Below are 20,145 nucleotides of genomic sequence, written 5' to 3' on the forward strand. Positions count from 1 at the left end.
AATAAATTTCTATTATGAATGTTATTTATGAACCTTGGCCATGGTATGTAGGAGGCCCATTAATAGCCTTAATCCTATTTCTATTATTGTTTGCAGGCAAAAAATTTGGAATGTCCTCAAATTTACGTACGACTTGCGCAGCCATGGGTGCGGAGAAAGTGGCAGATTATTTTAATTATGACTGGAAGTCGAAACGCTGGAATTTAATGGTGGTATTAGGGGCCGCCATTGGTGGTTTTATAGCTTCAAATTATATGGGTAATTCCAATGTGGAAATTAATCCAGATGTGGCAGAACAGCTTGCAAAAGATTATAAAATTACAAGTGCTGGTGAATATTATATGCCTCCAGAGATTTTTTCAATTGAGAATTTAGGCGATCCATTTAACATTGCCGTTCTATTATTGGGAGGCATATTGGTAGGGTTTGGTGCTCGATATGGAGGTGGTTGTACATCAGGGCACGGGATATCTGGCTTGAGTAATTTACAATTACCATCGTTAATTGCTGTGATTGGCTTTTTTATAGGTGGTATTATCATGGTTCATTTATTGTACCCTCTAATTTTTGCATAGTATGAGATATATAACGTATTTACTTATCGGTATTTTATTCGGAATTACAATGTATAAGTCCGAAGCTGCGTCGTGGTTTCGCATTTATGAAATGTTTCACTTTGGCTCTTTTCACATGTATGGACTCATGGGGTCTGCGGTGTTACTTGGTATCATTGGGATACAAGTCATCAAAAAAAATAATATTAAACCACTTGACGGAGATAAAATGCATTTAAAGCCCAAAAAGAAAAGTGTGACACGCTATTTAGTGGGCGGTACTGTATTTGGATTGGGTTGGGCGCTAGCAGGTGTCTGTCCTGGGCCTATGTACGTGCTGGCAGGGGCAGGTTATATTTCAATAGCGGTTGTTATAGTTGGTGCGTTAATTGGAACACTTATTTATGGCGTTTTAAAAAAGAAATTACCTCATTAATCTACTCTAAAAGTGTCAGCATTTTTAGAAGTGGATTAAATTGTTTCCGTTTGTTGGATATATTAAACCAACCTAAATACGGCGCTGTTGCTCGGTTTAAAATCTGGACGTTCCTGTAAATACTCCTTCATAGCTTCTATAGCTTTTTTATCATGTTCTTTTCGGTTTTTGCCATATTTTTTTGGCACTCCTTGCATGGTAACAAAACTTACTAAATAGGTGCTTTTGGGGTCTATATGTTTTCCTTTAAAAAATAATTCCTGTATACGATGCCCTGTTGGATTTTCAATACGCATATTTACCTGAATTCCCACACAGCGTTTTACATAGCCTCCCATTTGTCCAAAAGGGTCGCTGCAAAAAGTGCGTTCAAGGTTTTCTTCGAGCATATCCCTTATCTCACTTCCTGTTAGCTCCACCGTTGAGATGGGTGGATTCATAGGCGTTATATTATACAAATCATTTTCAGTAATAGGACCTTTTGGTATGGGTGCACCATAGCGCCATCCATTAGAGAACGCTATGTTGGTATTTGTACTATGTGCAATAGCCTCTAAAAGCAGCTCATCCATAGTGGAATTTAAAGTAGTATATCTATGCAACGTTTGGTTACTGCTTCCCACTATATGTTCCTTAATATCTTTAAATGGTTTTAGGGCTTCGTTCACCAGTTGCAACACTTTCTCGTTTTTGGGAGTAGAGGCATCCACTTTTATCAATTCGTAATTGATATGTTTGATTTGTTTGTTTTCCAGTTCTAGTTTGAGGTTTCCTACAAAAGCACCATGGCAACCACATTGTATCATTTGTGCGCCATTCACTTCAATGGGTTTGTATATGCGGTTGTGGGTGTGTGCACTTAAACAAATATCCACACCATTAATTTCTTTTAGAAGTTGAAAATCCTGAGGAAATCCATTATGGGAAAGGAGTACAATAATATCAGCACCTTCGGCTTTCAATTCCTTAATATACATTTGCACTTCCTCTTTACCAGTAGTGAATTTCAAACCTTCAGACATCTTTTCTGGCATCACCTTATCCACAATCATCGCACAAATACCAATAACGCCAATTTTTATTCCTCCTTGTTCCAACATTAAAGAAGGTTTTAAAAAATGCATACCTTCTTTATTATAAACATTGCAACCCAATATGGGAAACTCAAGGTATTTCTCAAGATGTTTTAGATGGTTAGGGCTAAAGGCAAAATCCCAATGGCCTACCAAAGCATTTATTTTTAAAGCATTTAAAATAGGGACTACCGCTTCCCCCTTAGATGCTACTAGCGGTTTTGTGCCATGGAGCGTGTCGCCACCATCAAACAGCAGGGTGTTGGGGTTGTCCTTTCTAATCGCATCTACAATGCCGGCAATATGTGCATAGCCTCCAGCAGTTTCCACAACTTCACCTGTTTCATCATAAAATAGTTCGGGGTGTGCTTCCAAATAACCGTGTACATCGTTGATAAATAGGATATTTAATTTCATAATGTATTGTTTTTTGAATTTATTTTATGATTGTCATATCACTAAAACCATGGATTTTAATTACGGTAAATGACCTAAAGAACATTCTAAGTATCGCATTTCGTTTTATTTGATGTGCGTTATAAAAAATGGGTAAATTTATATGCTCTATAAATTTACCCGTTTATTTTAATAACTTTTCATCTGGTCTTTACGCTTGCTCAATTGGCGTTCTAGCTCATTAATAGATTCTGAAATGGAATCAGGAAAGTTGTCATGGCTTGCCTCGGCGAATAATCGAGGACCAGGTAAACTCAATCTGATATTACAAATTTTTCCTGTCTCGTCAGAACTTGTATTTTCTTCTTTAAAAAACACATCGGCTCTAATTACCATATTATATTTTACCCCTAATTTTTCTAATTTTTCCGTGGCCATGTTTTCTAAATGCTCACTGCTAGATACATCGTGATATTCAAATATTATTTGCATACTGTTATTTTTTTTATATTATTTATTACAATTAACCATCCAACCAATACCGAATTTATCAGAGCATCTTCCAAAATGCCCCCATTCTCTTTCTCGGAAATTGTGATGTATTTGACCACCTTCTGATAGTTGATTAAATAGTTGTTCTGCCTCCTCAACCGAGCTTAGATCGACACTCATATGAATTTGGTTCCCATGGTTAATAGGCGTATCGGGTGATGCATCATAGGCCATGAAATGAATGCCTTTTCCTTTTAATTCGGCATGCTGCCATTTTTGGCGGTAGTTAGATGGTACATCTATTTCTCTATCTTCATAGGTTTGAAGGTTTTTTATTTCAGCGTTGAAAATCTCACTATAAAATTTAAGTGCTTCTTGACAGTTACCTCGAAAGGCAAGATATGCTTGTACATTCATAATATTTTGTTTTTTACGAATTTATACTTCTTGTAAAACTTAGCTTAACTCAATAACTTTAACTTTTGTCTCTAAAACTAACCCTATGATAAAACGACGATTCTAATATTGATAACCGTTACCTAATACTTATAGCTGAAAATTTTCCATATAATCAAATACATACATCAATTTTCAATTTGATGATTAGGGGTTATTTTTAATCATTAATTAATTTATAAACATGAAAACGTTTAAAATTATTTGAGTCAATCTTATACTTAGAATTAGTAATATATTAGCTGTATTATGTGTTTATTTATGCCTTTAAATAAATTGTGATTTTTTTTGTTTGCTTATTTCTGGGATTTGTTGTTGCAAGTCCAATGATCCACTTATTGAAAAAGAAGATGAATTGTTTAAGGATATTGATAGAGATTCTTAAACTATAAAAAAGTATTGGTAGATTAACTTAATGAGATTAATCTGCATAATTGGATGGGGCGGATGATGAGAACCATTAAAATCGGATAATTTGAACCAGATCATTTACGGCCTTAAACTAATACAATTCAATGAGTTATTGATAATTTAACTATGCTTACTTTTTTCCGTCGAGGGTGGTATTGTCTTGCCGTTTTTTACATTCTGGTAATAAATAACGGGCTAATTCTATATTCAAAATCTAAACACTTTTTATTCAAAGATAACATTCTCCCCAACTTTTATGTTTGACCCAAATAAACTTTGAACCGTACAGGAATCGTACAATTCATAAAAACAAAAAACCGTAACATATTGATTTTCAATATAATTACGGTTTTTTTAAGCGGAGAAAGAGGAACTATCCAAAATTTCATTTTTGTAGCGTTTACAGGGACTAAAACTACTATTAAAATTTACTGACCCCGAATTAGCCCCTTTTTAACAAAAGCTTAAGAGTTTTTAGTAATTATGTTATCATTTGATTGCATATAAAGAGCATTTTGATAGACAAGCAATTATTGAAAAGTTAACAAAAGCAGGATATGTTGAAACAGATTGGAAAAATGACCAGTATTGGGTTTTATACAGTTATGATGTGAATTTTGGAGACATAGAAGTGCGTTCAAAATTATTTGATGACAACCAACGAAAGGAATTAGAAGTACAGGTTGCCCATAAATTAATTGAAGTGTGCAGACTTTGTGATGTACCGCTTCAGGATTTTACAGCAATTCAAAAATCGTAATTTATAAAATTGTGGAGCAGTCAATCTGAAGTCATAATTGTAAATTCTTTAAATTTACAAACATAGGATGATTTAAAGAATAACCAGCATACACACAACACAACCAGAACACTACAAAAACAATTGTAAAAAAGCAATGGAAATAACTAGTTATTCAAAAATTATGAGAGGATGGCGCACGTTTTTACACCTATTTTTCCATTAATAATTAAAATAAAACCTTAAATGTCATTTTAAAACCTAATAATCCAAAAACACAAAAAAACCCATTTTTCCATAAATAATAAAAATAAAACCCATTTTTCCAAAAACAAACCCGTTTTTCCATTATATTTGAAATAACTGTTTTTCACCTAAACCCATGAATACGAATCGTTTTTCACATAAAATAACCGTTTTTCACGGTATAAAAGCACCAGAAGAAGGTGTGTTAGTGGGTTATAGTGCTATTATAGAAGGCTTGCAATTACAAATGCCTTTCCCCGAACAATTAACAATTATAAGCGCCAAAAGACGCAGCTATAGCACAGAAAACTGGAACGTGTTTTCTTCAAGAAATGCGTTTGATGATACTTTGTACAAACATTTAGTTTTCGCATTAAAATATGAAGGTGTTAACCTTTTGTTCTTTAAAAAGCTATTTGATAAACTATCTGAAAAAGACATTACTACATTATTACAATTAGAACCCACAGGACAATACAGTCGGAAAATATGGTTTCTTTACGAATGTCTTTTGCAAAAGCAACTTGATATTAAAGATTTAACCATTAAAAATTTTGTGCCTTTAATTGACGACAAAATGCAGTATGCCATTAAAGGCAGTCGCTCATCAAGACACCGCATTATTAACAACCTTCCAGGAACCATCGCTTTTTGTCCGTTAATTTTTAAAACCAAAAAGCTAGAAACCTATATTAATGGCAATATAGCTGCTAAGAAAAACACATTCCTTAATGGTATCCATAAAGATGTATTACAACGCGCATCTTCTTTTTTATTGCTAAAAGATTCTAAAGCCTCATTTACTATAGAAGGAGAAAACCCTGGAAACAATAGAGCCATGCGTTGGGGAAAAGCTATTGGGCAAGCGGGGCAAAAACCATTAAGCATAGAAGAGTTAATTCGCTTACAACAAATAGTCATAGAAAACAGTCGGTTTTTAGAGATGGGTATGCGAAAAAAAGGTGGATTTGTTGGCGAACATGATCGCACCACAGGAGAACCTATTCCAGACCATATATCGGCGAAAGCAGATGATGTTGAACCACTATTAAAAGGATTAATAGCAACAAATGAAGCGTTGCAAGACCAAACCTATGATGCGGTGTTGGCAGCAGCAACCATAGCATTCGGGTTTGTATTTATACATCCTTTTGTTGATGGAAATGGACGCTTACATCGCTATATTATTCATCATATTTTAGCAAAAAAAGAATTTACACAACAAGGTGTTATTTTCCCTGTGTCCTCATCCATACTGGACCACATCGATGATTATAAAACCGTTTTAGAATCGTATTCACACCCCTTGTTGGACCATATGGTTTGGAAAGAAACCGACGACCATAATGTGGAGGTTACCAATAATACCATCGATTTTTATCGTTATTTCGACGCTACAAAACTAGCAGAGTTTTTATACGACTGCGTACAAGATACTTTAGAGCGCGTTATTCCTCAAGAAGTAAGCTATCTTCAGTACTATGATGCCTTTAAAAAACATATAGATAACAACTTCGAAATGCCAGATAAAATGGTTGCTAATTTGGTTCGTTTTTTAGAACAAAATAATGGGGTATTATCAAAAAGGGCGTTAAAAAGGGAATTTTCGGGATTAAATGAACCAGAAATTAAAGAGATAGAAGCAAATTATAAACATATTTTTCTAGAAAATTAAATGAGTCATCAATCTGAAGCGATATTAGAAAACAACCTGATTAAACAATTAGTTGGTTCGGGGTATGCATCTGTAAAAATACCAGATGGTACTGCATTTATTTCAAATTTAAAAAGCCAATTGGAAGCCTTTAATGGCGAAGTTTATGCAGCTAAAGAGTTTGATGCCATTTTAAACCATTTAGCCAAAGGTAATGTGTTTGAAAAAGCCAAAACCCTAAGAGACCGTTTTAGTTTTACCAGAGAAAATGATGAGGTGTGCTATGTGCGCTTTTATGATTCTGAAAATAATAACAACAATCTGTTTCAAGTCACAAACCAAATAGAACAGGAGGGACGCTATAAAAACCGTTATGATGTTACCTTGTTGGTAAATGGCTTGCCGCTGGTACAAATAGAATTAAAGCGTCGTGGTCTTGAAATTAAGGAGGCGTTTAATCAAATTAACAGGTATCAACTGCATTCGTTTTGGTCTAATCATGGGTTGTTTCAATATGTGCAACTGTTCGTAGTAAGCAATGGGATAAACACCAAGTATTTAGCAAATAACAGATTGCAATCGGTGAAACAAACTTTCTTTTGGGCAGATAAAAACAATAAAAACATTACAGAACTTACCGATTTTACTGCTCAATTTTTAAACCCCAACCACTTAGGAACCATGATTGCCCACTACGTGGTAATGAATGAAACCTATAAAAATATGATGGTGTTGCGCCCGTATCAATATTTTGCTACCTAAGCCATTATAAACCAGGTAAAAACGAGTAAAGAAAACGGATATATTTGGCATACTTGTAAGGCTTGATTAAAAAAAAATGAAACTTAATAAAGATGGGGATTCTAAAATGTCCAATTTGTTTAATGGGTCGACTTTAAGCAACGTAGATGATATAGCAACCTCAGAAGTGAAATTGCTTGAATTATATGAAAACCATTAGATAAATAACTATTGAATCAAAACAAATGATGCCCAGAAATAAGGATCGGGATGCTTCTTGGCTATTTCCCTTTGCGTTTTTAAGTAGACCATTTGTAAGGGTGATTTCTTGTCGATAAGATTTTCATAAAATAAAACCGTAAACTCAGCCGTAACATTGTTATTTCCTTTCGATAATGACAGTAAGAAGTTTTTGCTAAATTATCTTCCATTTTGGGAGAAAAAAGCAAAAGATTTGAGATTTTGAAGATATTGTCTATAAAGAAATAGGTTACTATATAAAAGATTTCCCTAACTTCAAAAATTGAAGTTAGGGAAATTATACACTGTCAATCTATCTCAAATATGAGATAACTTAAATCTCATTCTGGAGTTTCTTTATGTCTAGCATCTTCCCCATTTGTGCTCACGGGGTCAACCGATTGCTTATGCAAATCTTCTGGTGTACAGGAGTTTAACGTGCAAAGCCCTATGGCAATAATTGCCATTAATCTGAAAAAATTTCTCATCCTATTAAAATTATTATGCGATGAGTTACCGCCCATAAAGAGGCCAACCGTTTATGGGCAAGCAACTCATTGCTGTTAATGGTTAACAGGTGAGGTCAAAAGACAGTGGGCATCAAAAAGCTATCTTCACCAATTACATTCTGATGCTTTTCACCACTTTTGATTAGTGATCAATCAAAAACTTTTTTTATATTTAGTTCTGCAGAATAAAAAGTTTTCAAAGTAAAAATAGTTTAACTCCAATAGGATTTGTGTACAAGTTGTGGACTTGTTCTGGACATATAGAAGACACAGTAACCACGGGGGATGACAGCCGAAAAAAATAGTACTTATGATAGCGAACAATGAAGATCCTCAATTTGAATGTATAAGAGAGCTTCTTAAAATGGTCTATGAAATAGTCACTCCCAAAGCTCGCAATACGGATCAAGCCAGAGCTATGGAGATTGTTTTTAAGGTAGAAAGATTGGGTTTTGAAGTTTGTGGATGGAAAACCATTAACCGTGCAAGAAAACGTTACCTGCTTAATGATGAAAACAAACCAAATCCTTACCCAATTACACTTGACACTTTAGCTAGGTATATGGAGTATGAGGATTTTAAAGATTACAATCAAAAATATTGGCAGGGAAAAGAAAGCAAGCATAAAACTAGTATTGAAACAGAAATTATTTCCTTAAGCCCAGAGCATAGTGAAAAAGTGTATTCAAGGTATATCGCTTTTATTGTAGATGCGCTTTCTAAGGAAAGTAGCGCAAGATTGGATAAAATACAACAACTTGCCGATTCAAAAATAGAGCCTGAAATTTTACCTTTCATTGAGTCTATTGGTCAAGGTTATCAAGATATCAGCTCATATTTAGAAAAACTGTGGAAGGAAAACCCTGTAAACCCAAACCTTTTCTTGGTTGCGGAAGGAGGAGGCGGTAAAACCTTTTCTCTTTATAAGATTTGGCAGGATTATATAAATGGTCCGCAGAGTGTCGTTCCTGTTTATTTGACTTTAAAAGACGTGTTAATTGATGAATCCAGTCGTTTATCGGTAGAAATTGCCAATTTCGCTCTCAGTCATTTAGCTTTAACCGAAGATGAAGGTGAAAGGGCGAATAGCATTAACAAAATTTTTTCCAAAGCTCCCGATAAAAGTGGATACAGATTTTTGATTTTGTTGGATGCGCTAAATGAAGTTGCAGACCCCAAGTTTATTGACAATTTTCTTAGGGGAACAAAATTATGGCGATCTGTCCAAATTATTATTACATCCAAAAACCAATATTATAATGAGGTGCTTGAATATTATAATTACAGTAATTTGTCCTCATTGGATATAAATACAATCGAAAAATTCCTTGAAACCAAAAACGTAGCTTTTAACAAGAGCATGCTAAAATTGCTATCAAACCCATTTCGGCTAACCATGTTTGCAAAAACTACTGGTGTGATAGAACAACAGAAACGCACTTTAAGTGATAGGCTAGAGTCTAAAACAGTCAGATTGATTAAAGAAAATACATCGTATACATTTAAAAAAGACGATAAATATTTTTATTTAGAGGACGAATTTTATTCAGGTGGAGAACTTATTTTCAATTATATCCAAAGTATTTCGATAAAGGAAATATTAAAAGTAAAAGAAGATGAATTTTCAAATGAAATAATCGCTAAATTCAAGTTTGCAATAGAAGAGCTTTTACCCGCCATTGCTTATCGTTGTTATGCTGAAGTTAAATTTAGTATCGATTTGCAGGAGATTGTCGAGCTTGTAAATGCCGTTATTGCACCTGATATTACTAAAAAATATATTACTGAAACGGTTGATTTATGTGAGGAAAAATTAACGCTCCTAAAAAGAAACCCCATAAATTCGTATTATGAATTTTATCATCAGGAAATCCGTGATTTTTTTGTAGCCTGCAATATCTTATCCCAACTAAATTTTTGGTGTTATGGTCAGAAATCAAAGAAATGGAAATCACAACATCTCCCAATAACTATTAAAGAAACAATTCTTCCTAAAACAATTTTACGATATATGGGGGAAATAGACAGCCAGCACCGAAATGTAGCTGTTATCGAAAATAATTCTTGGACTTATGGTCACTATAGAAAATATATTATAGCTGAAACACTAGAAAATTTACGAGGTATTTTCGATACTAAACTTTTAGGTAACGCCCCTAAGAATATGGTAAATACCTTATTAACTGTAAAAAATGATTTAAGTGGCGATAATTTAAATAATCTTAATTTGAAAGGGATTGACTTTAGTAATGTGATTTTTTCGAGGAGGGATGAAAACTATGTTAAGGAATTTTACAGTTGCAGTTTTGAAGACAGTAAAATTGATTTGAGCTCTTTTTTCCCAAGAGGTCATAGACCAGCACGTATAAACTCCTATATATATCTGGACAGCTATGATAACAAAATATTGAGGTTAGAGGCGAAAGACGGAATTCTTACAAGTGGAACTAAATCTGAATTAATTAAATGGAATATAGATGATGGCAGTTATATAGAGAAGTTAAGTGTCCCTTACTTATTTGATGAAGCTCTTCATAGCATTTTAGGTGGTAATATTCAAAACAAGGAAATCGCTAATTGCCCAATTGACGTCTACTTTAATACCCATGAAGCAATTACCGTCACAAGATCTAATGTTAATAAAACCCTTTTCAAGTATTTTATCAAAGCCAATGAAAATCTTCTACACCATGGATATTCTAACTATGATGATAATAATTTTGGTTTATTATGTGTTTGGGATTTAACAACGGCAGATAGAAATAGGATTTATTATATATTCGAGGGAGGATGGTATGATCATTCTAAAAAACTTCAAATTTTAGCTATTACGAATCCCGATGGGAAATCCCTCAGTATTTTTGACGATCAAAGAAGAAAAAAATCTTGGGATGAGATTGCAAAAGTGAATGGGAATACTCGCGGTATATGGTATTTAATTGAAGATGTTGGCCTATTGTCTAAAATTGAATATTCTGGACTTATTAAATGTGTTGCCATAAATCCCAATGAAAATAGCCCAACACTCATTACGGCATCCTACGATAATAAAATCATAGAATGGAATTATTTGACAGGTGAAAAAGTCCGAAACTTCGAAAATATCCACGCAGATAAGGATTTCGTTCTCGGTTATACCAATGACTCAAAATATTTGGTTACTTCCAACTGTGAAATGGACTATGTCTCTGAATTCTCAACCGTTCACGAAATTGAGAACTTGTCTAACTACAAGGGCATATCTTATGGGAACCTCCGGTTTTGGAGTATGGAAGATAAAAAATTATCGAGAGAATTGGTAACCAACGATGACGAATTGATAAGAAAAGTTATTTTTCTTAATAAAGAACTTGAAGAAACAGACCATGATATTAAATATTTTGTAACTGGCGGACAACATGGTAGTATTAAATTGTGGGATTATGAAACTTTAGAGAACGTGTACACGTTTTCATTGGCAAGTAAAAAACTCATTCCCAATGTAATTAAAGCGAGACCATTTGATAATACTTTTATGGTAGCCTATGACGGTGGACTCTTAAAATTGTTTACTCTTGGAGCCCATTCATGCAAAGCGGTATCAAAAGGTTCTATACAGCATCCAAGCTATATTGAATTCTTTGGGCCTAAGCTAGTCATAGTGAGTGATATTAGAAATGGAGAATGTGAGGTCTGGGATTTAAATCTATTCCGTCGCAGAGGTACTAAATTTTCAATAATTGAAAATTCTGAGTTTTCTTGTTTTAAAATTACCCCTTGTCTCGATAGGCTTTATGTTTGTGTTAGAAATCCACAAAGTCACGTTTCAAAGTTTACATTGAAAATTTTCGATATCGATTCAAACAAAAACATCAAAAATTATGATATAAATGAAACTATCGACACACAGAATATATACCTATCGTCGAATAACAAATATTTTATATCCTGGAACAAGAGTAAGAAATCAATTATAATTTATGATTTAGATGGAAATAAATCAATTAGAGAGTTACCATTTGAAGGAATAAATGGATTGCATTTTTTAAATGAGCTGGAATATTTGAATAAAGATTATAAACTCCTACATTTTTTAATAAGATTGAAGCAAGGTGATTTTTACATGATTGACTTTGACGAAGATTCCGTAAATTTTACCTGTATGAAGGGAGAGGGACTTCCTCAATTTGATAAAATAGAACGCTTTATTACAACAAATAACGAGCCAAGATATGGGCTTATTAATACAATATATGGAGATGATCATAAAAGTCCCACTATTAGAGAGGTTTACGAATGGAATGGCCAAAGATCAATAAATAAGATTGAAACATTTAAAGATGCTTGGGTACAGGAAAAATATTTTCAATATTGGCTGAATACAGAAAAATCATTTGACTATAGTTTTTACAATGATTGCCAAATATCCTTAATGAAAAATAGGGAGGATGAAATATGGACTTTCGAGATGTGCCCAAAAGACAAAAGAATTCAAAGAAGTACCTATCACGAAGATGAAATAATTTTAGCTGTCCAAGGGTGTAAATTTCCAAGTGTAAAAACTCATTTCGATTCGTATCTACAGGAAATAGCTATGAATTTGGAAGAAAATTTAGCAGAGTTTCCGCCAATCTATCATTTTTATAATTATCCAGATACATACCAACATAGAAAAATGTTTCAGCAATCAACAAAAATCCCTTTTAAACTTATATTTGTTTTAGCATACAAGCTGCGCAAGTTTCAGAGGAAAATAAAATTCGCAACTAATTCTTCAAAAAAATCGGGAATTAAACAAAACCCAGATACGCCTTATCCATTTAAACTAGGAGGCACTGAAAACAAATATTATCCTCCAGTTAAATATCTATAGAGAATATAAAAGTCATGTGTATATATAATTATAGAATTAAATTACAAATAATATGAAATTTTTAAGGTACAATCATTGGAGACCTTATAAGTTATAAAGGGTCTTTTTCAAATCTATAAATAACGACAGGTCAACAGTGCTGATAGATTAAACATATTGACAAAAAACAATCTTATGTCTTCAAAAATTTAAAACATCGAAAAATTCTTTTTATAGATTTTATTACAAAGTAGCATTATGTGAAACTTTAGACGGTACAAGAACTATTGTACTTAAATATAGTCTAATACTTAAATAATTTTCGTTTGAAAGAAATCATAACAATATTAAAGTTAAATTAGCTCAAAGGCTATGAGTGTAGTGAAAACGCCATCTTAATTTTTAGAAATGCGAAATATTTATTTTTTGATTTTAATACTTGCAAATATTTTTATATGGGGCTGTAAAGAGAATAATGATACGATACCGTTTGAAAATATTTACCATAAAACTACAAGTCTTTTTAGTATCGCTCAGGACAAAACCAATCCTATAGAAGAAAGATACCTTGCTATAAATAGAGCCTATTCTATTGTGAAAGACATTGATGATACTCTATATGATAAAATATTATACCAAAAAAGTGCTATCCACTATGTAAAAGGTCAAATAGATAGTGTTAAACAATATAATAGAGTTGCATTTTCCACTTTAAATAACCCATATTACTTGGGAAAATTCCATTATCTGGAAGGATATGTTCAAGAAATTGACAAACATCAAGTTGATAGTGCCTTTTATCACTATCATTTATCTAAAGACTATTTTATTCAAGCAAAAGATAGTACTGAAATTGGAAAGAAAATTTTATTAATAGGACAGTTAGAGATAGATACAGGACAATTTCATCAGGGCATAGAAACACTTACGGAAGGGATTGTTTTTTTGGAAACTAAAAATACTGACTCCATTTATCTGGCCTCTACTTATAATAACCTTGGCATTGCCAACAAATTTCTACTAAATTTTGAGGATGCAATTAAAAATTATCAATACGCGCAAAAAATAACTCCAAATAAACAGCACAAAATATTATACCAAAATAACATAGCCGTTGCATATAAAGAAATGGGGGAGTTTTCTAAAGCGGAATCAATTCTTGAAACCTTGTTAAAAGACTCCTTAACCATCAATTCTGAAATTGAAAAGGCTAGAATTCTAGACAATTGGGCATATGCAAGATGGAAATCGGGGATAACGGATTCCATTGAGCAATTTTTTATTCGCGCCATGCATCTCAGGGAAAAGCAAGGCGATGAAAATGGATTACAGGCCAGCTACATGCATTTAGGCGAGTATTATCAGGACAATAATAAGACACTTTCAAATACTTGGTTCGATAAAAAAATAGAGTTATCCAAGCTTCTAAACAATCCCAAAGAAGAACTTGAAGCCCTTAAAATAAAGCTGAAGAATATACCCCATGACGTGGACGTGAGAGACCGTTATATTGAACTTCAGGATAGCATTTTGAATGAAGAACTCAAAGTAAGTACACGCTTTGCAAAAATAAAATACGATTTTACCCGCAAACAAAACGAACTGGATGCCATCACTATTGAAAATCTGGCACAAAAGAATGCGCTTGTGGTTAAGGAGAACCAGAATATTACCTATTTATCCCTCGCTGCACTGCTCCTAATACTTGTCATATTCACTGCCTTATACTTAAAAAATAAAATAAAGGTAAAAAGTGCTCTCAGCCGTTATGAAACAGAGTCTGAAATCTCAAAGAAAATTCATGATACTGTAGGCAATGACCTATCCGGAATATTGAGCTATATTTCCATTTCCAAAGATATTAACAGGCCTGAAAACAAGTCCATAATAATGCAAGGCTTAAATAAGGCTTATCAGAGGGCAAGGATCATGTCGAGGGATATTGCTCCAATAGATACAACCAACTTTAACCAAACCCTAGAATACCTTTTCCAACATTATCGATCTACGGAAACGACGTTGCAGACTAACCTTACGGCGTGCAATTGGGCAGGTATTCCAGATTATAAACTAATAGCCCTGTATCGGGTTTTGCAGGAGTTGCTTTCTAACACGAACAACCATGCGAATGCCAGCACCATAACCATCTTCCGAAACACCTCTACAAAAGATGTGGAAGTGACCTATACAGATAACGGCGTAGGGTGTGATTTGGGGAGTGTAAGGCGCAATGGTCTCATTAGTGCGGAAAACCGCATTGAGAATATACAGGGTAACATTAACTTTAGATCCAATGTTGGAGAAGGTTTTAAAGCCCGTATAAATCTCCATCTTAAAACGTGATGTGATGTTCAAAAAAGTTTTAATAGTTGATGATCAATCCAGTATAGGAAGAAGCCTAAATACCATCCTTCCCCAAAATCAATTGATTGGTGACGTATTCACTACCAATTACTGCGACGATGCCCTTTTTAAGATAAAAGCTGAAAATACCAAAGGCAGTAACTATGATTTATTGATATCTGATCTTTCCTTTAAAACCAATGGAGTTTACCAAACATTAAAGTCTGGCTCAGAACTGATTGCCGCTGTGCGCAAATTGGACATTGAAATAAAGATTGTGGTCTTTTCAATAGAGCCCCGCATCGCATTTATCAAAAATCTTTATGATGTTTATGGAATTGATGGATTTGTAGAAAAAGGGCCCAATGAGATTAACGATTTACTTAGTGCAATTAAAACAATACACAATGGGACAATCTACAAGTCTATTAGTATTGTTTCTCAACTCAAACAGAATCAAAATCTTATAGAGATTGACGCATATCAAATACATTTATTAAGGTTATTGGCAGACGGCTATACAAATTCTGAAATATCCACCTATTTAAGCAATAAAAATATTAAACCTTCTGGTCTAAGGAGTATAGAATACCACTTTAATGAGCTGAGAGAAATTTTTGAAGTTAAAACCACGGTTCACCTCATTGCTAAAGTGAAAGATTTAGGCTTGATCTGAAAATAATTCTAGGCACACATCCCATAATCATTTCCAAAAATTCTTTTAAAATTTAATTCGGCATACACGAAATTTCGAAAATTCCATAAAAATTTCATATATGCGGATTTCCGCAATTTTAAAGGGTTAAGGTTGAGTAGTTTTAAGAAACAATTTGTAATCTCTAAACTACGATTATTATGAAGACAAATACAACCATCAAATTATTTGGGAAAACGCCGCTCAATTTCCCATGCCTCTATTTAAAAATTAAAATAACAGCCCTTACCATATGCTTACTTGTTACGGGGACTTTAATGTCTCAAGATGAAATTAAAAGACCAAAAAATCCTGTAAAAGTTCCCCTAGTTGATAATTTCGTTGGCCAAAGCTTTGATCTTTACGATAATATGCGAACCATAAGAATGGCCTTGGATAACGGACAAACTCTGACAGTGGATCAAACAGATATCATTCAGTATCTTTCGGAAAATGGGGAGCAATTAATCGCTCAGGCCGCAGAATTAATAGAACATGCCGATAAAATGTCTTTGCTGCAACAAGCAAAATCACTTCTACAAGTAGGCAGGGCAACCAAAGCGCTTGATCATTCATTGGCCGAGGCCACTAACATTTTATTGGCTTTGAACGGGGCGTCCCCCTCAATTCCACAAGATACTACTGGAACTTTAATGAATCCTATTGTAAATGAATCTTCAAATATTCTGTTGGTTAATGAAGATAGTGGCAATGAGGGCTTAAAGAAAGATAAAAAGGGGACATATGTTACCCTTTTCAAAACAGATTATACCAGTTTTAAGTCTCTTATCAATTTAGTTGAATCCAGAGGGCCTATTTCTGAAAAAAAAATACAGGATGGGACTGGAATTTTTTTTATTGCCCATAACGACTCTTCGTATGATATAGCGGATCTTATCGTCACTCACCTAAGTAAATCTGGCTTTAAAATTGAATCGGTCTCAGACGAAGCGCTGACGGTTACAATAACACCAAAATAAACACATCGTAAAAAAAATCTAAAATTACAATACATTAATTTAAACTAAATTTCATGAAAAAAATTACCTTATTCTCGTCCTTGTTCCTTATGTGCTTGCTTACTGGCAATGCACAGAATATCATCACCGTTGACAATGCGCCAGAAAGCAATGCACAGTACAAAAGTTTGACTGAAGCCCTCGATGCCGCCATGCCAGGTGATAGTCTCTATGTACAACCCTCTGCGACAAGTTATGGAGAAATTGTCATAACCAAACCAGTAACTTTAATTGGTTTTTCACATAGTGATCCAATTATTCGAACAGTGGTTGAAGAAATTTTACTTCGCTCTGGGGCATCAAATGTGAATATTAATGGTTTTAAAGTAAATAAGACAATAAGCACCCCTCCAAGTAATAGCACCCAAATTACTAATCTTACAATTCTAAACTGCTATATCCTTGGTCAATTATATTTTGCCGGTTCAGGGGTTGAAGACTTGCTAGTACAGGGTAATGTATTACCTACTTTTGGATCTTCATCACAGGATTATAACAATTTCTCAGATGCCATAATTATGAATAATGTCTTTTTTGGGCATTATTATGTAAAGAATCATCAATCTGTCACTTCAGCAAACAACCTTCATACTAATGGAAGAACCGTATATAATATGGATACAGCTAATGGTATGCTCAGAATTCAGAATTCTATGTTTATTGTACATTGGAATGGTTCGGGCTCCTACAGTTACAATAATTCAGGAATGTTATATGAAAATTGTTTAAGCTTCAATTTTTATGGTAGTCGTGGTATTAACAATCTATCAGGAAACGACAATATCAATAATATTAATCCACAGTTCGTCAACGGTGATGACATATGGTCATCAACGAGAAATTTCCATTTGAATACAAGCTCTCCGGCAATTGGTGCAGGTAAGGATGGAAATGACATTGGCATCTTTAATGCCGGTCCCTTTACATTCAACAATAACGGCTATGCTAATGGTATCCCCACGGTCAATATCACTTCTCTAACGCCCATCGTTCCCACTAATGGCGAATTGGAGGTCAATATATCAACCACGTCATACTAAACCCTTATGAAAAAGCTGATAACAATAAGCGTCCTGCTCTGCTTTCTTTTGGCACAGGCGCAGAACGAAGTGAAGACCGCAGAGTATTTTTATGACTCAGATCCTGGAGTGGGGAATGGCAATGCCATAACGCTCAATGCAAACACGGGCAGCCTGAATCAAAAGCTCACAATCCCTACAACAACATTGTCTGCGGGTTTCCACAGCCTGCATATCAGGAGTCGGGACGCCCAAAACCAGTGGGGATTATATGACCGCGCCATCTTTTATAAAGGGATTTTTGATACCAGCAACACCATTGCCGCGGCAGAATATTATTTTGATACCATAGATCCTGGGGTAGGTAGTGCCACACTACTAGCAGTGAACACCAATACTGCTAGCCTGGTCCAGCAGTTCATGATTCCCATTACGAGCCTGGACACAGGATTTCACAGCATCCACATACGCACGAAGGATGGCGGTGGGCAATGGAGTCTTTATGAACGGCGCACCTTTTACTTGAATAATTTTGCGGCAAGGCCGGATATAGTCGCCGCCGAATACTTTGTGGATAGCGACCCAGGTGTGGGTAATGGGTTGCCCTTAAATTTTACCGAATCGGGAGATACCCAAATGGTCAATGCCCCAATTGAATCCTTCAACTTGGCCGATGGTGAGCACATTTTCTATATAAGGGTACAAAACAGTCAGGGCGTGTGGTCTATCTATGATACCCAAGCGTTTAATGTGGAGGGTGCGTTGGGGCTTGAAGAAAGTATTCTGAAGCAAGTTTCCATATTCCCAAATCCATTTAAAAACCATTTGAATATCAAATCCAGCGGTTTTAAAATTGATAAGCTTATTCTTTATGACAATCTCGGCCGCAAGGTATTTTCATCTTTAGAAAACAGGGAGGTCTATGAACTTTCGAACCTGCAATCTGGAATATATATCCTAAACCTCCAGACCGATAAGGGGTCTGCATCGTATCGCATAATAAAGAATTGATGACAATTATTTAAGAAAGGCTTTCGTTGCATGGTAAATTAAGGTTGAATATGATAATATTTTTAGTGCCTATGGATTTAATTTCTAAACAATCTAACTTTATTATATTGTCGAAAAAAACATAATGGGACTACAGATGTGAGACTTTTTTGGGTAATTGGTTTGTATCAAAAATGACAGTTGTCAAGTTTGGTAGTCCAAGTTTAAGACGTTTATATTTAAAGGCTAGTTAGCCGTAAAATCTTGTATATAGTATGCCGCAATTCGTAATCAGGTTGTTAAAACTACAAGACGGAAAATATTTATGATTAGATGTTAGGTTATTTTTATTCAAAAGAACATATGTGTTGAATTTATGAAGATTTGTTTGCTCATAATTTATTAGGATAAAATTAAATTGAGAGTAAAACGAATGTTGGAACTAGAAGATGAAAAAGTACATAAACTCATCATTGAAACTATGTGTGAAACTAAAGAGTTGATTGTGGTTGGAAAACATAAACATGGTAATGCCACCGAGCTAATAATTAGATTTATAATATGGAATGCAATCAGTTGGCCAAAAAAGGAGCAATACGGTAAGCTTTTGGAAGTTGACAAATATAAATAAGAGGGTTCTATGGGATTCCTAAAACGTCTTATGGAATTGACAAAAGATGAAATGGCAATCATCAGTAATGTAGGATTTGAATCATTTAAATCATCGTTACCTACATATAGCGAAGCTATAGCATTAAGATACCTTGCTGAAAGTTTCGGCAGTATTCCAACTGAGCATTATAAAAAAGAACAAAAGGCTACTGCTAATATAAGAATAAGTCGACAGAAAGAGAGAGTTAATAAACTCAAAGATTCGATTAAGTTATAATCGAAGACACTAATTATCAATTTCATGATTAGTGGTTTTTTTTAAGGATTCATTATTGCTACTTTGGGCAGTCTAACACCTAGTTTGTTAAATTTTGTTTGAAAAGTGGTAGAAAATCGATATAATTTAATTGGAGGTTTTGACACGGTATTATTTTTTCACGAAAATTAGGAGCTTACTTGTCTAGTTTACTGATGAAAAATTCAAGCTACATTCTCCTGATTCAAAAATATGTACCGTAATCCTAATTATATTATCTATTAATTTTTTTAGATTACATGTGACTAAGAAAAAACAGGAAAAGAAGGCCGAAATTGATAAGTCAAAAGCTTATTACGACACTATCCTAAAATCTGTGTAAGTTCAAAATTTCAGGGTTAGATTATTTATAGTTTAATCCTGTTTTCAAATAT

Annotated in this window: 19 protein-coding genes; 14 read left to right on the forward strand and 5 right to left on the reverse strand. The window is 34.1% G+C overall.

Features of this window, described 5'->3' with window-relative positions:
- Positions 1–14: 14 nt before the first annotated feature.
- Positions 15–575: a YeeE/YedE family protein gene (locus Q5N74_RS16790; protein ID WP_304390158.1), complete on the forward strand. Its 561-nt coding sequence runs from the start codon at positions 15–17 to the stop codon at positions 573–575.
- A 1-nt stretch (position 576) separates the two neighbouring features.
- Positions 577–990 (forward strand): DUF6691 family protein, encoded by a 414-nt coding sequence (locus tag Q5N74_RS16795; protein ID WP_304390159.1) that lies wholly within the window; start codon positions 577–579, stop codon positions 988–990.
- A 62-nt stretch (positions 991–1,052) separates the two neighbouring features.
- Here the strand turns inward: Q5N74_RS16795 and Q5N74_RS16800 are convergent, their stop codons facing one another.
- From Q5N74_RS16800 to Q5N74_RS16810, 3 genes are all read right to left on the reverse strand, one after another.
- On the reverse strand, positions 1,053–2,480 hold the full coding sequence (locus Q5N74_RS16800; protein ID WP_304390160.1) for a bifunctional UDP-sugar hydrolase/5'-nucleotidase: 1,428 nt from the start codon (positions 2,478–2,480) through the stop codon (positions 1,053–1,055).
- Between the two features lie 168 nt (positions 2,481–2,648).
- Positions 2,649–2,951: a ribosome-associated translation inhibitor RaiA gene (gene raiA, locus Q5N74_RS16805; protein ID WP_304390161.1), complete on the reverse strand. Its 303-nt coding sequence runs from the start codon at positions 2,949–2,951 to the stop codon at positions 2,649–2,651.
- Between the two features lie 18 nt (positions 2,952–2,969).
- A complete protein-coding gene (locus Q5N74_RS16810) occupies positions 2,970–3,368 on the reverse strand; it encodes a VOC family protein (protein WP_304390162.1) in 399 nt (132 codons plus the stop codon).
- 943 nt (positions 3,369–4,311) lie between these two features.
- On the opposite strand from Q5N74_RS16810, the gene Q5N74_RS16815 reads away from it, so the two are divergent.
- From Q5N74_RS16815 to Q5N74_RS16830, 4 genes are all read left to right on the forward strand, one after another.
- A complete protein-coding gene (locus Q5N74_RS16815; protein WP_304390163.1) occupies positions 4,312–4,578 on the forward strand; it encodes a hypothetical protein in 267 nt (88 codons plus the stop codon).
- Between the two features lie 361 nt (positions 4,579–4,939).
- Positions 4,940–6,478 carry a Fic family protein gene (locus Q5N74_RS16820; RefSeq protein WP_304390164.1) on the forward strand — a complete coding sequence of 513 codons (1,539 nt, stop codon included), beginning with the start codon at positions 4,940–4,942 and terminating at the stop codon, positions 6,476–6,478.
- Entirely contained in the window at positions 6,479–7,219 is a 741-nt protein-coding gene (locus tag Q5N74_RS16825) for a type I restriction endonuclease (protein WP_304390165.1), read from the forward strand. It abuts the gene before it with no gap.
- A gap of 76 nt (positions 7,220–7,295) precedes the next feature.
- Complete coding sequence (locus tag Q5N74_RS16830) at positions 7,296–7,418, forward strand: hypothetical protein (RefSeq protein ID WP_304390166.1); 123 nt, start codon at positions 7,296–7,298, stop codon at positions 7,416–7,418.
- Between the two features lie 8 nt (positions 7,419–7,426).
- Here the strand turns inward: Q5N74_RS16830 and Q5N74_RS18985 are convergent, their stop codons facing one another.
- Together Q5N74_RS18985 and Q5N74_RS16835 are read right to left on the reverse strand one after the other, a co-directional pair.
- The gene (locus tag Q5N74_RS18985) at positions 7,427–7,600 is read right to left on the reverse strand and encodes a hypothetical protein (protein WP_369686039.1); all 174 of its coding nucleotides are present in this window, start codon (positions 7,598–7,600) and stop codon (positions 7,427–7,429) included.
- 179 nt (positions 7,601–7,779) lie between these two features.
- Complete coding sequence (locus Q5N74_RS16835; protein ID WP_304390167.1) at positions 7,780–7,926, reverse strand: hypothetical protein; 147 nt, start codon at positions 7,924–7,926, stop codon at positions 7,780–7,782.
- 331 nt (positions 7,927–8,257) lie between these two features.
- Here Q5N74_RS16835 and Q5N74_RS16840 point away from each other — a divergent pair, with 331 nt between their 5' ends.
- The 8 genes from Q5N74_RS16840 (at position 8,258) to Q5N74_RS16875 (ending at position 19,732) form a co-directional block, all read left to right on the forward strand.
- Entirely contained in the window at positions 8,258–12,799 is a 4,542-nt protein-coding gene (locus Q5N74_RS16840) for a WD40 repeat domain-containing protein (protein ID WP_304390168.1), read from the forward strand.
- 387 nt (positions 12,800–13,186) lie between these two features.
- Positions 13,187–15,121: a hypothetical protein gene (locus tag Q5N74_RS16845; protein ID WP_304390169.1), complete on the forward strand. Its 1,935-nt coding sequence runs from the start codon at positions 13,187–13,189 to the stop codon at positions 15,119–15,121.
- 4 nt (positions 15,122–15,125) lie between these two features.
- Complete coding sequence (locus tag Q5N74_RS16850) at positions 15,126–15,797, forward strand: response regulator (RefSeq protein WP_304390170.1); 672 nt, start codon at positions 15,126–15,128, stop codon at positions 15,795–15,797.
- Positions 15,798–15,976: 179 nt separating this feature from the next.
- Complete coding sequence (locus Q5N74_RS16855; RefSeq protein WP_304390171.1) at positions 15,977–16,795, forward strand: hypothetical protein; 819 nt, start codon at positions 15,977–15,979, stop codon at positions 16,793–16,795.
- 53 nt (positions 16,796–16,848) lie between these two features.
- On the forward strand, positions 16,849–17,874 hold the full coding sequence (locus Q5N74_RS16860; protein WP_304390172.1) for a hypothetical protein: 1,026 nt from the start codon (positions 16,849–16,851) through the stop codon (positions 17,872–17,874).
- A gap of 6 nt (positions 17,875–17,880) precedes the next feature.
- Positions 17,881–18,864, forward strand: coding sequence for a T9SS type A sorting domain-containing protein (locus Q5N74_RS16865; protein ID WP_304390173.1), 984 nt, complete (start codon positions 17,881–17,883; stop codon positions 18,862–18,864).
- 412 nt (positions 18,865–19,276) lie between these two features.
- Entirely contained in the window at positions 19,277–19,474 is a 198-nt protein-coding gene (locus Q5N74_RS16870; RefSeq protein ID WP_304390174.1) for a hypothetical protein, read from the forward strand.
- 30 nt (positions 19,475–19,504) lie between these two features.
- Positions 19,505–19,732: a hypothetical protein gene (locus Q5N74_RS16875; protein WP_304390175.1), complete on the forward strand. Its 228-nt coding sequence runs from the start codon at positions 19,505–19,507 to the stop codon at positions 19,730–19,732.
- The last annotated feature ends 413 nt before the right edge of the window (positions 19,733–20,145 follow it).

Source organism: Mariniflexile sp. AS56 (assembly GCF_030552475.1).
GTDB lineage: Bacteria > Bacteroidota > Bacteroidia > Flavobacteriales > Flavobacteriaceae > Mariniflexile.

Bases quoted from the DNA above. Each gene is read 5' to 3' on its own strand.
- Q5N74_RS16875 (WP_304390175.1), top strand. From the start codon at position 19,505: ATGGAATTGACAAAAGATGAAATGGCAATCATCAGTAATGTAGGATTT.
- Q5N74_RS16845 (WP_304390169.1), top strand. From the start codon at position 13,187: ATGCGAAATATTTATTTTTTGATTTTAATACTTGCAAATATTTTTATA.
- Q5N74_RS16865 (WP_304390173.1), top strand. From the start codon at position 17,881: ATGAAAAAGCTGATAACAATAAGCGTCCTGCTCTGCTTTCTTTTGGCA.
- Q5N74_RS16825 (WP_304390165.1), top strand. From the start codon at position 6,479: ATGAGTCATCAATCTGAAGCGATATTAGAAAACAACCTGATTAAACAA.
- Q5N74_RS16850 (WP_304390170.1), top strand. From the start codon at position 15,126: ATGTTCAAAAAAGTTTTAATAGTTGATGATCAATCCAGTATAGGAAGA.
- Q5N74_RS16820 (WP_304390164.1), top strand. From the start codon at position 4,940: ATGAATACGAATCGTTTTTCACATAAAATAACCGTTTTTCACGGTATA.
- Q5N74_RS16790 (WP_304390158.1), top strand. From the start codon at position 15: ATGAATGTTATTTATGAACCTTGGCCATGGTATGTAGGAGGCCCATTA.
- Q5N74_RS16835 (WP_304390167.1), bottom strand. From the start codon at position 7,926: ATGAGAAATTTTTTCAGATTAATGGCAATTATTGCCATAGGGCTTTGC.
- raiA (WP_304390161.1), bottom strand. From the start codon at position 2,951: ATGCAAATAATATTTGAATATCACGATGTATCTAGCAGTGAGCATTTA.
- Q5N74_RS16795 (WP_304390159.1), top strand. From the start codon at position 577: ATGAGATATATAACGTATTTACTTATCGGTATTTTATTCGGAATTACA.
- Q5N74_RS16840 (WP_304390168.1), top strand. From the start codon at position 8,258: ATGATAGCGAACAATGAAGATCCTCAATTTGAATGTATAAGAGAGCTT.
- Q5N74_RS16830 (WP_304390166.1), top strand. From the start codon at position 7,296: ATGAAACTTAATAAAGATGGGGATTCTAAAATGTCCAATTTGTTTAAT.
- Q5N74_RS16870 (WP_304390174.1), top strand. From the start codon at position 19,277: ATGTTGGAACTAGAAGATGAAAAAGTACATAAACTCATCATTGAAACT.
- Q5N74_RS16855 (WP_304390171.1), top strand. From the start codon at position 15,977: ATGAAGACAAATACAACCATCAAATTATTTGGGAAAACGCCGCTCAAT.
- Q5N74_RS16860 (WP_304390172.1), top strand. From the start codon at position 16,849: ATGAAAAAAATTACCTTATTCTCGTCCTTGTTCCTTATGTGCTTGCTT.
- Q5N74_RS16800 (WP_304390160.1), bottom strand. From the start codon at position 2,480: ATGAAATTAAATATCCTATTTATCAACGATGTACACGGTTATTTGGAA.
- Q5N74_RS16810 (WP_304390162.1), bottom strand. From the start codon at position 3,368: ATGAATGTACAAGCATATCTTGCCTTTCGAGGTAACTGTCAAGAAGCA.